Below are 13,861 nucleotides of genomic sequence, written 5' to 3'. Positions count from 1 at the left end.
CGCGGCCGGCCACGGCCCGGGCCTTCGGCGTCACAGGTCCTCGAACGTGTCCTCTCCCGGCCGCCACACCATCCAGGAGCGGTCCTCGAAGCCGGAGAGATGGGCGATCTCCGGGCCTTCGATCTCCTCCTGGGCCGGATGGAGCCGGATCGCGCCCCGGGCGAAGTCGAGCCGGAGCCCGCTGCCCGTCGCCTCGTGGGTGGCGACGACGTCCTGGCCGATGAGGCCGCACAGCGCGTCCCTCCACCCCGGGTCCGTCGGGCCGAGGCACCGCCCGTCCACGTCCACGCGGGGCGGAACGTCACAGATGAGCGAGGGCGTGTCTCCGGAGGCCTCGCCGTCGAACCACAGCTGGACGCGGTCCAGCACGAACTGCACCGAGTAGAGCCGGCGACCGACGAGCCGGCCCAGGAGTGCGTTCGGTACGTACACGGTGACCAGGCCTCCGGAGTGTGGACGGGTCCGATCCTCGCACAGCGGGTCCGCGCGCTCCCCCGCCCGCCGGACGTGGGCCCGCCGTCCGCTCCTCAGCCCTCGGCCCCCGGCCGTTCACCCTTCGGCGTGAACACCGCCTCCCGGGCCCGCCGGGGCGTGACCACCTCCTTCAGGGCGGGGTCGGTGAGCAGCACCACCGGGGCGATCCGGTGGGGCGCCGGCGGATACCACTCCGGCAGGGCCTTCTCGATGACCGCCCAGGCGTCGTCCGTGGCCCCGCGGGCGGCCAGGTCGCGTGCCGTGTCGAGGGCACGCTCGAAGGCGGGCGGCTCCGGCGCGCGGTGCGCGGCGAGCCAGGCCTCGCTGTCGGGGACGGTCGCCGGCAGGTCGGGGTCGGGCACGATCTCGCCCAGGAGCCGGATCGCGTGGGCCGCGTTGCCGGCCGCGTCCTGTCCGGCGGCGCGCAGGAAGAGCGGGACCGCCTCGGTACGGACCTGGTCGGTGCCGATCTCGGCCACCACGTGCGGGCGGCGGAGCAGGCCGCGCAGCTTGTGGTGGGTCGCGCGGGCGTCGAGGAACGCCGAGAGCACCACTCTCAGGTAGGCGGCCGCTCCCGACCCCTTCTCCTCGGCTCGGCGCAGGGTGTCCAGGGCGTCGTCGACCCGGCCGTTCAGGGCCGCGCGACGTCCCTGGGCCAGCAGTTCCTCGGCGCCCTCCGGGCGTACCGGCCGCCCCTCGGCACCGCTCAGCTCCTCGAAGGAGGCGCGCTCGTCGACGACCAGGTCGGCGAAGGACCGGTGGCGCTCACCGAGCCCGGGGTACCAGCTCGCCCACACGTAGGCGGCCCACTCGCCGTCGGGCGAGACGTCGCCCGCGTCCAGCAGCCAGTACTGGGCGTCGCCCTCGTCGGAGACCAGCAGCGCCGGTCCGACCAGCTCCTCCCCCTCCAGGTACTCCTCGGGAAGGGCCTCGTCCGCCAGGTCGGCCAGCCAGCCGACGGTGGCGGTGCCGCGCAGGCTGTACATGAACGTGCCCATGGTGCTCCAGCCGTCGGACGCGGCGAGGAAGGCGCGGTAGCCGGGCGGGAGGGGGCGGCCGAGCCGCTGCTCCAGCGCCGCGATCTGCTCCCCGGTGGCTCCGTCGTAGCCCAGCCAGGACGCCGAGCGCTGCTCCTCGCTGGTGGTGTACAGGTCGCCCTCGTCCAGCGCACGCAGCATGTCGGCGCTGAACTCGGCGAGGAAGGACCGCCAGTCCTCGACGGAGTGCGGGGTGCCGGTCACCAGGTCGCCGACGACTCCCGCGAACGGCGCGGACGCCTGGCCCGCGGCGTAGCGGTGCCCGGTGAAGGACTCGTAGGTGCGGTCGGCGGAGAAGAACCGCACCCGCTCGAGTTGGAGTTCGGAGCCGCCGCAGTTGCGGGTGATCTCCAGGCGCAGGTAACGGTACGGCGTGTCCGCCTCGGGGCCGCTCACGTGGAAGTCGCGGGGCAGGTGCCGTCCGGGGAAGAACTCGTCGGAGCGGGTGTCGAGGGTGGCCCACGTGTGCCCGTCGACCGACCCGCTGAGCTCCCAGGCGCACGGGTCGCGGTCGGCGAAGTCGTTGGCGGAGACCAGGACGTAGTGCCGGACGTGGACGGGTTCGGTCAGGGTGAACTCCAGCCGGTCGGCGTCGCGCCAGGAGAGCCACTTGGCGGAGGTGTCGTCGAGGAGGTTGAGGGCGATCTCACCGGCCGCCCTGTGCTCGTTGCCCGCCCGCGCGTCGCGCACGCTGCCGGTGACCTCGCCCGCCGCCCGGGCCTCGTCCAGGTCCAGGGTGCGCAGGACGATGGCGCCGCCGCCACCCTCGCGGTCGGCCCAGGCGACCCGCACGGCGGGGGCGCCGCCGTCCTCGATGAGCAGCCGCAGCTCCTCCGGCTCCCGCTCGCCGCCCTGGACCCGGAACCAGTGGCCGGGGCGGTCCGGGAGCCGTTCCGCCAGGCGCCCCCGCCACGCGTGGGAGGTGCCGTGCGGGGTGATCCGCGCACCGGTGAAGGTGGTCATGGCGGGGTCGAACCCGGCCACGGCCTCGGCGCCGTCGAGGTCGCGCCAGCCGAGCTGGGCCAGGGGCACCGCTGCGTCCGGTTCGAACCGGACGACGAGCCGGTGGTCCGGAAGCCACTCCCCTGTTCCGGCCCGCTGCCGTTCCGTGTGGAAGACGAGGGCGGGCGTGTGCTCCAGCATGGGGCTCCAACCTGTGCGGGGGTACGGGTCCGGGGCCGGGCCCTCGACCGGACCCGCGCCCCTGCATCCGCGCAGAGCCTACGGCCGGGCTGCGACACGTAACGGCCGACCGCTCCGGCCTACGCCTGGTGCATGATCTGGATCAGGTTGCCGCAGGTGTCGTCGAACACCGCGGTGGTGACCGGTCCCATCTCCAGCGGCTCCTGGGTGAAGCGCACCCCGTGCCCGCGCAGTCGCTCGTACTCCGCGCGCACGTCGTCCACCGCGAAGGCGGTGACCGGGATGCCGTCGTTGACGAGCGCCTCCCGGTACGGCTTCACCGCGGGATGCCCGGACGGCTCCAGCAGCAGTTCGGTCCCCTCGGGCTCCTCCGGGGACACGACGGTCAGCCACCGGTCCTCCCCGATGGGGACCTCGGTCTTCTTCACGAAGCCCAGCACGTCGGTGTAGAAGCGCAGGGCCTTGTCCTGGTCGTCGACGAAGACGCTGGTCAGATGGATCCTCATGGTGTGGTCTCTCCTTCGTCGGGCCTGGTCCACCGCTCGGCGATGTGCCGCAGCGGTGCCGTGTTCAGGTCGTGGAACTTGTAGCGCCCCTCCCGCCGGCTCTCGACGAGTCCGGCGGCCTCCAGCACGGCCAGGTGCTGCGAGACCGCCTGTCGCGACATCGCGAGCTCGTGCTTCATGCTCAGCCGTGCGCAGATCTCGAACAGCGTCTGTCCGGGACGCTCGGCGAGCTCGTCGAGGATCGTCCGGCGGGTGGGGTCGGCCAAGGCTTTGAAGATGTCGTCGGCCATGCGCCCACTATAGGCAAGTGGGTACTTGCATATCAAGTCGTGACCTGCACAGTCGCCATCAAACACCGGAAGGTCCGCCCAGCCCGGCCTCCCGACCGACCTCGGCGCGGCGCCCGGCGCCCGGCGGCACCGACCCGGCCGCCGGGCCGGCCGCCGGGCCGCCACCGCCGGAGGAGCACAACCGGCACAGTGGGACCTTTCGGCCAAAGGCCCGGGTATCTCCGTTTCGCGGATGCGGACCGCCCGACCTCTCTAGGGTCGGGCGGAACGACCCCGAGGAGCGTCGATGCCCAACCCAGCGGAGCAACCCCTCCCCCGTGACCCCTACCGGAACCTGGTCCTGCTCGCCCTGCTCACCCTGTCCGGGCATGCTCCCGCCCACGACCTGCTGCAACAGGCGCACCGCGCGGTGACCACCGCCCTGCCGTGGGGACGGCGCAATCCCCGGGCACACGAGTACCCGCGGGTCCGCCGCCGGGTCCTGCGGCGTGCCCTGCGCCTCCGGGGCACGCACCGCCGCACCGGGCTCCGCGTCGCCCCCGTCGACGGTCCCGGACCGCTCGCGTCGTCCCTGGCACCCCTGGACGGGCTCGATCCGGCCGCGCGTGCGGGGTTCGCCCTGGTGCGGATCGAACGGCTGGCGCCCGAGCGGGCGATCGCACTCCTTCGGTCCGTCGGGGTGAGCGACCCCGAGCGGGCCCTGGACCGGGCGGTCGCCGTTCCGGACGGCTTCCGCCCGCCCGATCCCACCGTGGTACGCGTGAGCGGGCGCGGTGCGCCCCCAGGACGTCCACTCCTGCTCATGGCGGGAGCCGTCGGGCTCTCCCTGGGCCTGGCGGCGGCCCTGACCGGTTCTGCTCCCTCCGCGCGGCAGGTGGACCCGCTGTCCCCGGAGGTGACGGTGACAGCGCTCACGAACACGCGGGCGTGGCGGGAGAGCTTCCGGCTCGACCTGACGGTGTGGCACGCCAGAGGCGACGCCACCGGCGACGAGGCCCTGGTGGACGAGGCCGTGGCCGCCTGGAGCGAGCGCGGCCAGGCGCCGCGGGACCCTCGACTGGTGTTCGCCGGTCGGGTGGACGGCCGCGAGGTGGTGCTGCTGCACGACGCCCCGTGGACCGCCAGGTACACCCGGGACGGGGGCGACGCGGAGGTCGAGGTGTTCGCCGAACCCGCCAACGGGGTGGCGCACTGGCCCGCGCTGCGCCTGTCCGAGACGGCCGAGGGCGCGCGCTACCTGCTACCTCCGTGGGTCACCGAGGCGGCGTGGGCGTCCTTGGGCGCTGCGGAGGACGGGTGGTCGGCCGCGGAGTGGGACGAGCACGGCGTGACCGGCCCCCTGCCTGTCGCAGAGCACTGTGGAACCGGCCCGGTCCTGCGGCTGCGCGCCCCCGAGGTCGCGCACGGACAGCCCTACACCGTGGTCGACCTGGGCGGCGGCTCCACCGCCCACCTGGGGTACATGCCGCCCCCGCCCACCCCGATCCGCCGTCTGGGCCCGCACGAAGTGCTGGACCCCGAGCACGGCTTCGACCTGTGGGGCGAGGTGGCCTGCGCGGGCGAGGCGCCCAGCGGCAGCGTGTCCGCCGCGACGGCGTGGGAGTTCGCCGAGCAGGACCTGCCCGGCGGAGGCACGGGCCGATGGGTGTGCGTGCGCTACGGCACGCACGACGGCGGCGGCCTGGTCCGCGCGGTCCTGGTCGCCGACACCGAGGACGGCACCGAGACGATCACCGCCGGGGAGCGCCACGGAGGATGGGAGTGCAGCAACCTGAATCGCCAGGTGGCGGCGGGTACCTGGTGGCAGTCGGACGCCGGCCGGTGGCACTACCTCGCGGCGGCCTCGCGCGAGGTCGCCGGTCTGCGGGTGTCGGGCGCGGTCGAGGGGGGCGGGGACGGCCCCGTCCTGGCCGCGGACGGGCCCCGGCGCGGCGACGGCCCGCCCGACGGGGCCGTCACGGTGAGTGCGGTGAATGTCCACGGCGACCCGATGACCTCGCTCACGGATTGACGGGGTCCCGTGCAGAACGGTGTCGGCTCCGCGGCGGCGCGACACGTTCGCGTGCCCCGCAGGCTCCGGACCGCCTTATGCCGAGTCACGCCACCCGTGGGCGCCGGCCACCGGCCTCACGAGCCCTCGGCGGCGTCCGTGGCCGGGGGCGGGCACTCCCCGCCCGGCTCCACGGCGAGCTCGTAGTGCCACAGCTCGTTGGCGTAGGTCTGGCACAGCCCGAACTCCGAGCCGAACCGCGAGAACCAGTCCGCGGCGTCGGTGTACCCCACGTCCACCGCGTCCCCCGTCACGTGCGAGGACTCCTCGGCGGTGGCCACCCAGCGGGCGGCCTCCTCCTCGCTCCCATAGGTCGTCACGGCCGCCTCCAGCAGGAACCGCTGGTAGCGCTCGCTGCGCCACCCGCTGGTCACGACCACCTCCACGCCCTCGGCCTCGGCCGCGGCGGCCGCCTCGCGCACGGCCGCCCACAGCTCCGGGTCGAGCCGTTCCAGCGCCGGGACCTCGGCCGACACCTCCAGGCCCTCGCCCTCGGGGACGTAGCCGTCCGCCTCGGTCAGCGGCGTCAGCCGGGTGACCGGCATCCGCTGCGCCGCTCCGGGACCTCCGTCGCCGTGAGCCCGGCCCGACTTCCCGTCCGCCGAGCCGCCCGCCGTACAGGCTCCCGCCAGTACGGCGACCGCCAGCGGCGTCACCGCCAGGGCCGCGACCACCGTGGACCGACGCGATCGCACCACACCGTCCCCCTCCACTCCGGGCCGGGCCCGACGCCCGGCGCTGAGCGACCAGGCCACCAGGAGGGGTGTTGCGCCAGTGTTGGGATTTCTCGCAACACTGACGCAACACGGTCCTCTCCTACACTCGGACCCTGAGTCGCCCGCCGGGGCGCCTGTGAGCAGGAAGGACGTCGCATGCGCGTGCTGGTGGTCGAGGACGAGCCCTTCATGGCCGAGGCCCTCCAGTCGGGCCTGCGCCAGGAGGCCATCGCCGCCGACCTCGCCCTGGACGGCGACGAGGCCCTGGAGCGCATCGCCGTCCACGACTACGACGCCGTCGTCCTGGACCGCGACATCCCCGGCACGCACGGCGACGACGTGTGCGCCGTGCTGGTCCGCGACCACCCCGGCACCCGCGTGCTCATGCTCACCGCCGCGGCCCGGCTGCGCGACAAGGTCGACGGCTTCACTCTGGGCGCCGACGACTACCTCACCAAGCCGTTCGCCCTGGAGGAGCTGGTGATGCGCCTGCGCGCCCTGGCCCGGCGGCCCGCCGCCGCGGTCGATCCCGTGCTGGTCTCCGGCGACCTGCGGCTGGACCCCTACCGGCGGGAGGCGCACCGGGCCGAGCGCCCGCTGCGCCTGCCGCGCAAGCAGTTCGCGGTCCTCGAAGCGCTCCTGCGCGCCGACGGGGCCGTCGTCACGGCGGAGACCCTGTTGGAGAAGGTCTGGGACGAGCACGCCGACCCCTTCACCACGGCGCCCCGGGTCGCCGTGTCCCACCTGCGCAAGGCCCTCGGCGCCCCGGATCCGATCATCACGGTGCCCGGGGTCGGCTACCGCCTCGTGGTCCCCGGGAGCGGGGCGTGAACCGGCCGGCGCGGCGCGGGCTCGGCGCCCGCCAGCGCCTCACGCTCGCGCTGGCCGGGTTCCTCGTGTTGGCCGGGATGACCGTGATGACCGGGGTGTACGCGGTCCTGCGCTTCCTGCCCGCCTATCCGCTGACCACCTCCGACCCGAGCCGGCAGTTCGGCGTCACCTCCCGCGGCCAGATCCTGACGGCCCTCGTACAGGTCTCCGGGGTGGTGCTGCTGGTCCTGGCCGTCATCGGCCTGGTCGGCGGCTGGTTCCTGGCGGGGTGGATCCTGCGCCCGCTGCGCCGGGTCGACGCGGCGGTCCGGGTCGCCGCCACCGGCCGCCTGGACCACCGGATCCGCTGGGAGGGGCCCGACGACGAGTTCCGCCGGCTCGCCGACGCCTTCGACCACATGCTCGACCGGCTCCAGGACGCCTTCTCCGCCCAGGAGCGGTTCGCCGCCAACGCCTCCCACGAACTGCGCACCCCGCTGGCGATCACCGCGACCATGCTCGACGTGGCCCGGCGCGATCCCGACCACGACCACGCCGTGCTGCTGGAGCGCCTGGACCTCGTCAACGAGCGCGCGGTCGGCCTCACCGACGCCCTGCTGCGGCTGGCCGCCGTGGACGCCGTCACCGCCGCCTCCGGCCCGGTCGACCTGGCCGACGCGGCCTGGCGGGCGATGGCCGACATCGCGGCGGAGGCCGAGCGGCGCGGCGTCGCCCTGGAGAGGAACCTGTGCCCCGCCGCGGCCCGCGGTGACGACGAACTGCTCGTGCGCATGGCCGACAACCTGCTGCGCAACGCCGTGCGGCACAACACCGAGGGCGGCACCGCGTGGTGCTCGACCGGCCGTACCGGCGACGGCAGCGCGGTCCTGCGGGTCGCCAACACCGGCACCGTGCACACCGAGGCGGGCGCCGCCCGGCTCACCGAGCCGTTCCTGCGCGGTGAGGGACGCACCCGGCGGGACGGTGAGGGCCACGGTCTGGGGCTGGCGCTGGTCTCCCGGGTGGTCGCGGTGCACGGCGGCACGCTGGAACTGCGTCCGCGCGCGGGCGGAGGGCTGGAGGTCACGGTCACTCTGCCCGGCCCCGGGGAGCCGGAGCGCCGGTAGCCACGGTCATCACATCACTCGGCCGGGAGGGCGCCACGGGTCCAGGGCGAGCCGGGAGCGGGGGCGAGGGGGCACGTGGGGCACGTGGGGCCGCGGACGGACCCGGGGCCGGAGTCCCGGGGCCGGAGTCCCGGGGCCGTCCGCGGTCGGTCAGAGCTGCTCCGGCTCGCCGTCCCGTGGCTGCCAGGTGCGCAGCCGTCCGCACATGCCGAAGCGTCTGGGCCCCGGACGCGGTTCGGTGCGCACCAGCGCGGCGTCGTGCATGAGGCCGGGCTCGCCCCGTGCCAGCGCCGCGAGCTGGTCCCGGGTCAGCTCCGCCTCGCGCTCCACGTTCTCCTGCCAGATCCGGCGCCACGCCGCGACCCGGGGCCGGACCAGCGCCGCCGCGTGCCGCTGGAACTCGCGCAGGGCCTCCTGGCCGTGCGCCCCGACCGACGCGACGAGTTCGAGGTAGCCCTCCATGGCGAGGTCGCGGCGCGCCCTGGCCTGTCGGCCGAGCTCCTCCTCGGACGCGTCCGGGGAGAGCCGCGCGGCGGCGTCGTAGGCCTCCCGGTCGGCCAGCACCTCGCGCGGGAAGGTGAACACCGCGTCGCCCGCCTCCGGGAGCCCGGCGTTCTGCATGACCACGGTGAGTTCCAGCCCGCCGTGGTTGACCAGGCGGTGCACCGTGCCCGGACCGAACCACAGGACGGTGCCGGCCGACAGCTCCGCCGCCTGCGCCCCCTGCCCGGTGACGGTGTGCACCTCCCCGCGCCCGGCGGCGACCACGTAGGCCTCCGTCGACGCCGTGTGCATGTGCGGCGTGCCGCCGTGCAGGCCGTCGGCGGCCTCCCACTCGTAGACCCGGAGGCCGCTGACGGCGGTGCCGCCGGGAAAGCGCGGTGTGCTCATGGCGTGAACTCCTCGGCCAGGGCCGTGATCTCCTCGTCGGCGCACGGCCGGTCCACGAACACCAGCCGGTGGCGGAGCGCGAGCACGTCGCCCGGCGCGAGGGTGAGCGTCCGGTCGAAGGACGGCGAGGGGCTGAACACGGGGATGGGCTCCGAGCGCAGGAACCACGTGATCGGTACCGCGCCCGTGCTGGTACCGGCGAAGGCGAGGACGGTCGCCCCGCCGTCGATCTCGTCGTGCTGTCCGCTGAAGGCGATCCAGTCCGCCCGGGTGCCCATGATGTCGTTGCCGCGGTGCCCGGCCGAGCTGACCGCGTCGCCGCCGGTCCACGCGCGCGGGCCGCGCCAGAACAGCCCGGTGTAGCCGGCGGCGGGGCGCCCGGCGGTGGTGGGGCTGCCGAGTTCGAGCGCGCCGCCGCGCACGTTGGTCAGCGCGGTCGAGAAGTCCAGGGCCCACAGGCCGCGGTCGCGGTCCACGGAGTGGAACCGGTGCGTGCGGACCTCGGTGATCCACCGCTCCCCCTGGGAGTTCAGCCAGGTCAGGTCCTCGGTGCAGGCGACCTCGCCGTCGTGCTCCTCGACGCTCCCGAAGCGCTCGTGACGGATGGATCCGACGTTGTCGAGCCAGACGTAGCCCTGGCCGTGCACGTAGGTCGGTCCGCCCCAGAAGTTCTGTCCGGAGACGTGGGACCAGGTCATCTGCAGGCCCTTGTGCCAGCGGTGGTCCCACGGGCGCGCGGCGGTCAGCGGCGCGCCGCTGAGTGTGCGCAGGGGGTGGAGGAAGGGTTTGGGTGCCTCGACGGCCGGGGCGTCGGGCCGCAGGACGTAGCGGGCGATCTCGGTCCCGCACGCGGTCACGGTGAGGTCGTCGTCGGTCCGGGTGAGGGCGGGTCCGTCAGACACTGGTTCCGGTCTCCGTTCGGGTGAGGGCGGACGCCGCGGCGCGCGGGTCGCCCCCGTGCATGGCGTGGTAGAAGCCGCTGTCGGGGGTCAGGTCGCGGCGCCGCACGGTCTCGCCGCGGATCGCCGAGCGGTACATGCCCGTGACGAGTTCGAGCGCGCGCCGCCCGTCGTGTCCGCCGGCGCGGGGGCGCTCGCCCCGTTCCATCGAGTCGAGCAGGGCCGCGAGCTGCGCCCTGTGCGAACTGGGTACGTCCTCCTCCGGCCGCCAGGAGGCGACCGCCGCGTCGCCGTCGTCGACGTGCGGTGCCGCCGTCCAGCGCCAGTGCGCGTTGTCGTAGCCGTAGAGGTGCTCCAGTTCGACCGTGGCGTGCTCGAAGTCGAAGCGCAGGTAGCTGGTCTCCCTGGGCGAGAGGAGGCTGTTGACTACGGAGACCGTCGCGCCGCAGGCCAGGCGCACGATCGCCATCGACACGTCCTCGGTCTGGGTCTCCCGTGCGGACGTGGACATCACCGCCGTCACCTCGGTCCAGTCGCCGAGCAGCGAGAGCATGAGGTCCATCTGGTGGATGCCGTGCCCCATGCTCGGGCCGCCGCCCTCGGTGTCCCACCGGCCGCGCCAGGGCACTTCGAAGTAGGCCGCGTCGCGGTACCAGAGGGTGTTGCACACGCCCACGAGCGGGCGGCCGAGCGTGCCCTGGGCCAGGTGGTGGCGCAGCCCTTCGGCGCCCGAACCGAACCGGTGCTGGAAGACGTAGCTCGCGAAGGGGCCGCCCTCGCCACCCTCACCGCCTTCGCCGCCCTCATGTCGGGCGACCTCGTCGTACTCGGCGAGGGAGAGGGCGGGCGGTTTCTCGCACCACACCCAGGCGCCGGCGTCCAGGCCCGCGATGACCGTGTCCTTGTGGGCGGCGGGCGGGGCGCACACGACGACGAGGTCGGGCGACTCGGCGGCGAGCATGGCGTGCAGGTCGGTGTAGCGGCCGGGCACGCGCCACTCGGCCGCGGTCCGGGCCATGAGCGCCTCGTCGGGGTCGACCAGGGCGGTGACCTCGACCCTCTCGCCCATGTCGGCGAGCGCCGGGAGGTGGACGCCGCGGGCGATGCCGCCGCTCCCGACGAGGGCCACGCGGATCGGGGGACTGGGATCTGGCACGGGCACCTCTGAAGGTCGAAAAGTGAACGTTCACTATCTCTGGCGCGGCCTAAGATAGTGATCGTTCACATCCGATGTCAACAGTGCCCCCGTCCACGAAGGCAGGTCCGATGGCCACGTCCGACACACCGCAGCGCCGGCCGACGCTCAAGGAGGTCGCCCGCGTCGCGGGGGTCTCGCACCAGACGGTCTCGCGCTACCTGCGCTTCGACGGAGGGCTCAAGGAGTCGACGCGTGAGCTGGTGGAGGCCGCGATCCGCGAGCTCGACTACCGCCCCAACCTCATCGCGCGGTCGATGCGCACGCGCCGGACCGGGCGCCTGGCGGTCCTGCTGCCCAGCGTGGGGTCCTTCAGCCCGGACCGGACGCTGGCCGGAGCCATCGCCACCGGTCACGCGGCGGGCTTCGTGGTCGAGGTGCTGAGCGTGGACGGCGACGCCGCGGCCCGCACCGAACGCACGCGCGAACTCGCCGGATCGGGTCAGGTGGAGGGAGTCCTGGCGCTGGCGCCGCTCGCCCCCGACGCCGACCGGCCGCAGGAGGGCGGCGCGCCCGTGGTGGTCTCCGCCGACTTCGACGACGACATGCGGGGCATCGGCGGCCTGGCCGACGGTTCGATCGTCGCCGACCTGGTCGAGGGCCTGGCCGAGCGCGGGCACCGGCGCTTCCTGCACGTGTCCGGATCGCTGGGCTTCGCCTCGGCCCGGGAGCGCAAGCGCACGTACCTGGCGACCGTCGAACGCCTGGGCTTGGAGTCGCACGGCGTGGTCGACGGCGACTGGTCGCCGGAGTCCGGCCGCGAGGCTGTACGCATGCTGGCGGCCGACAGCGGGGTCACCGCCGTCATCGCGGGCAACGACGTGGTCGCGGCGGGCGTGGTCCGCGGCGCCCTCGACCGCGGTTGGAGCGTGCCGGGCGACCTCAGTGTCACGGGGTGGGACAACGACCCGGTGGGCGCGTACCTGTCGCCGGCGCTCACCACGGTCGACGTCGACCGGGAGCGGTTGGGCGCCGAGGCCATGGAACGCCTGGTCGCCACGGTCCGCGGAACCGAGCCGAAGCTCTCGGCCGAGCCCCTGAACCGGATCATCTGGCGCGAGTCCACCGGCCCGGCCCCGCGCCTGTGGTGAGTCGCCGGAGGGCGCGCCGGGGTGAGCGAACCCCTCCGAAGGACCGCCAGGACCCTGCCCTGGCGCGACCGCGGGGACGGCCGACGGCGAGCCCGCAGACGGCCGACGCCCCGCCCGGAGTCCGGGCGGGGCGTCGGTGGGGGTGCTCACCGCGTGGGCAGCGCTAGTCGTTGCCGGCGTCGAAGGCGGCGGCGTCCAGCAGGTCGGCGTCCTCGGAGCCCTGGCCGCGCGAGGCGATCGCCTCGGCACCGCCCTCGGGCATGGCACCGATCAGGCCGGTCGAGGCGGCCTGGGCCGCGCCGATCGACGTGGGGTGGGAGTCGTCGCCCACCATGCCGAGCCTGGAGTACTCCTCCAGCTTGGCGCGGGAGTCGGCGATGTCCAGGTTGCGCATGGTCAGCTGGCCGATGCGGTCGACCGGGCCGAACGCGGAGTCCTCGGTGCGCTCCATCGAGAGCTTGTCCGGGTGGTAGCTGAACGCCGGGCCGGCCGTGTCCAGGATCGAGTAGTCCTCGCCGCGCCGCAGGCGCAGCGTCACCTCGCCGGTGATCGCCGTGCCCACCCAGCGCTGCAGCGACTCGCGCACCATCAGCGCCTGGGGCTCCAGCCAGCGGCCCTCGTACATGAGCCGGCCCAGGCGCCGGCCCTCGCTGTGGTAGGCCGCGACGGTGTCCTCGTTGTGCACCGCGTTGACCAGCCGCTCGTAGGCGGTGTGCAGCAGCGCCATGCCCGGGGCCTCATAGATCCCGCGGCTCTTGGCCTCGATGACGCGGTTCTCGATCTGGTCGGACATGCCCAGGCCGTGGCGCCCACCGATGGTGTTGGCCGCCAGGACCAGGTCGACGGCGGACTCGAAGGTCTTGCCGTTGATGGTCACCGGACGGCCCTGCTCGAAGCCGATGGTGACGTCCTCGGTGGGGATCTCGACCTCGGGGTCCCAGAACCGCACGCCCATGATGGGGTCGACGATCTCGATGCCGGTGTCGAGGTGCTCCAGGGCCTTGGCCTCGTGCGTGGCGCCCCAGATGTTGGCGTCGGTGGAGTAGGCCTTCTCCGCGCTGTCCCGGTAGGGCAGGTCGCGCTCGGTCAGCCACTCCGACATCTCCTTGCGCCCACCGAGCTCGTGCACGAAGTCGGCGTCGAGCCAGGGCTTGTAGATGCGCAGGGAGGGGTTGGCGAGCAGCCCGTAGCGGTAGAACCGCTCGATGTCGTTGCCCTTGAAGGTGGAACCGTCGCCCCAGATCTGCACGCCGTCCTCGAGCATCGCTCGCACGAGCAGGGTGCCGGTGACGGCGCGGCCCAGCGGGGTGGTGTTGAAGTAGGTGCGGCCGCCGGAGCGGATGTGGAACGCCCCGCAGGCCAGTGCCGCGAGCCCCTCCTCGACCAGGGCGGCGCGACCGTCGACCAGCCGGGCGAGCTCCGCGCCGTAGTCGTTGGCGCGACCGGGCACCGAGGCGATGTCGGGTTCGTCGTACTGGCCGATGTCGGCCGTGTAGGTGCAGGGGACGGCGCCCTTCTCGCGCATCCACGCGACCGCCACGGAGGTGTCGAGGCCTCCGGAGAAGGCGATCCCGACACGTTCACCGACGGGCAGAGAGGTGAGTACCTTGGACATGGAAATAAGTATGCACG

The 13,861-nt window shown here is 74.1% G+C and carries 13 protein-coding genes; 4 read left to right on the top strand and 9 right to left on the bottom strand.

Features of this window, described 5'->3' with window-relative positions:
* Positions 1–30: 30 nt before the first annotated feature.
* The 4 genes from HNR10_RS23240 to HNR10_RS23225 all read right to left on the bottom strand — a co-directional run bounded on the left by HNR10_RS23240 (position 31) and on the right by HNR10_RS23225 (position 3,450).
* Positions 31–432, bottom strand: a complete 402-nt coding sequence (locus HNR10_RS23240) for a hypothetical protein (protein WP_179826950.1) — start codon at positions 430–432, stop codon at positions 31–33.
* 95 nt (positions 433–527) lie between these two features.
* Positions 528–2,654, bottom strand: a complete 2,127-nt coding sequence (locus HNR10_RS23235) for an SMI1/KNR4 family protein (RefSeq protein ID WP_179826948.1) — start codon at positions 2,652–2,654, stop codon at positions 528–530.
* A 119-nt stretch (positions 2,655–2,773) separates the two neighbouring features.
* Positions 2,774–3,160 carry a VOC family protein gene (locus HNR10_RS23230; protein ID WP_179826946.1) on the bottom strand — a complete coding sequence of 129 codons (387 nt, stop codon included), beginning with the start codon at positions 3,158–3,160 and terminating at the stop codon, positions 2,774–2,776.
* Entirely contained in the window at positions 3,157–3,450 is a 294-nt protein-coding gene (locus HNR10_RS23225; RefSeq protein ID WP_179826945.1) for an ArsR/SmtB family transcription factor, read from the bottom strand. The genes HNR10_RS23230 and HNR10_RS23225 overlap by 4 nt, the downstream gene beginning before the upstream one ends.
* Positions 3,451–3,736: 286 nt before the next feature.
* Between HNR10_RS23225 and HNR10_RS23220 the strand changes: the two genes are divergently transcribed.
* The gene (locus HNR10_RS23220) at positions 3,737–5,461 is read left to right on the top strand and encodes a hypothetical protein (protein ID WP_179826938.1); all 1,725 of its coding nucleotides are present in this window, start codon (positions 3,737–3,739) and stop codon (positions 5,459–5,461) included.
* 116 nt (positions 5,462–5,577) lie between these two features.
* Here HNR10_RS23220 and HNR10_RS23215 read toward each other — a convergent pair whose 3' ends face one another.
* Positions 5,578–6,198 carry a D-alanyl-D-alanine carboxypeptidase family protein gene (locus HNR10_RS23215; RefSeq protein WP_312889393.1) on the bottom strand — a complete coding sequence of 207 codons (621 nt, stop codon included), beginning with the start codon at positions 6,196–6,198 and terminating at the stop codon, positions 5,578–5,580.
* Positions 6,199–6,372: 174 nt separating this feature from the next.
* Between HNR10_RS23215 and HNR10_RS23210 the strand changes: the two genes are divergently transcribed.
* The gene (locus HNR10_RS23210) at positions 6,373–7,047 is read left to right on the top strand and encodes a response regulator transcription factor (protein WP_179826936.1); all 675 of its coding nucleotides are present in this window, start codon (positions 6,373–6,375) and stop codon (positions 7,045–7,047) included.
* The gene (locus tag HNR10_RS23205) at positions 7,044–8,153 is read left to right on the top strand and encodes a sensor histidine kinase (protein ID WP_312889392.1); all 1,110 of its coding nucleotides are present in this window, start codon (positions 7,044–7,046) and stop codon (positions 8,151–8,153) included. Before HNR10_RS23210 ends, HNR10_RS23205 begins: the two co-directional genes overlap by 4 nt.
* A 150-nt stretch (positions 8,154–8,303) precedes the next feature.
* Here HNR10_RS23205 and HNR10_RS23200 read toward each other — a convergent pair whose 3' ends face one another.
* From HNR10_RS23200 to HNR10_RS23190, 3 genes are read right to left on the bottom strand one after another with little or no spacing between them, the layout of a single operon-like run.
* The gene (locus HNR10_RS23200; protein WP_179826934.1) at positions 8,304–9,044 is read right to left on the bottom strand and encodes a cupin domain-containing protein; all 741 of its coding nucleotides are present in this window, start codon (positions 9,042–9,044) and stop codon (positions 8,304–8,306) included.
* Positions 9,041–9,946 carry a DUF6807 domain-containing protein gene (locus HNR10_RS23195; RefSeq protein WP_179826932.1) on the bottom strand — a complete coding sequence of 302 codons (906 nt, stop codon included), beginning with the start codon at positions 9,944–9,946 and terminating at the stop codon, positions 9,041–9,043. Before HNR10_RS23195 ends, HNR10_RS23200 begins: the two co-directional genes overlap by 4 nt.
* Complete coding sequence (locus HNR10_RS23190) at positions 9,939–11,099, bottom strand: Gfo/Idh/MocA family protein (protein WP_179826929.1); 1,161 nt, start codon at positions 11,097–11,099, stop codon at positions 9,939–9,941. Before HNR10_RS23190 ends, HNR10_RS23195 begins: the two co-directional genes overlap by 8 nt.
* Positions 11,100–11,209: 110 nt before the next feature.
* Between HNR10_RS23190 and HNR10_RS23185 the strand changes: the two genes are divergently transcribed.
* Positions 11,210–12,229, top strand: a complete 1,020-nt coding sequence (locus HNR10_RS23185) for a LacI family DNA-binding transcriptional regulator (protein ID WP_179826927.1) — start codon at positions 11,210–11,212, stop codon at positions 12,227–12,229.
* 163 nt (positions 12,230–12,392) lie between these two features.
* On the opposite strand, the gene argG is transcribed toward HNR10_RS23185, so the two are convergent.
* The gene (gene argG, locus HNR10_RS23180; protein WP_179826925.1) at positions 12,393–13,844 is read right to left on the bottom strand and encodes an argininosuccinate synthase; all 1,452 of its coding nucleotides are present in this window, start codon (positions 13,842–13,844) and stop codon (positions 12,393–12,395) included.
* Between the last annotated feature and the right edge of the window lie 17 nt (positions 13,845–13,861).

The sequence above is a fragment of the Nocardiopsis aegyptia genome (assembly GCF_013410755.1).
Classification (GTDB): domain Bacteria; phylum Actinomycetota; class Actinomycetes; order Streptosporangiales; family Streptosporangiaceae; genus Nocardiopsis; species Nocardiopsis aegyptia.
This window is presented reverse-complemented; position numbering and strand designations above follow the sequence as displayed.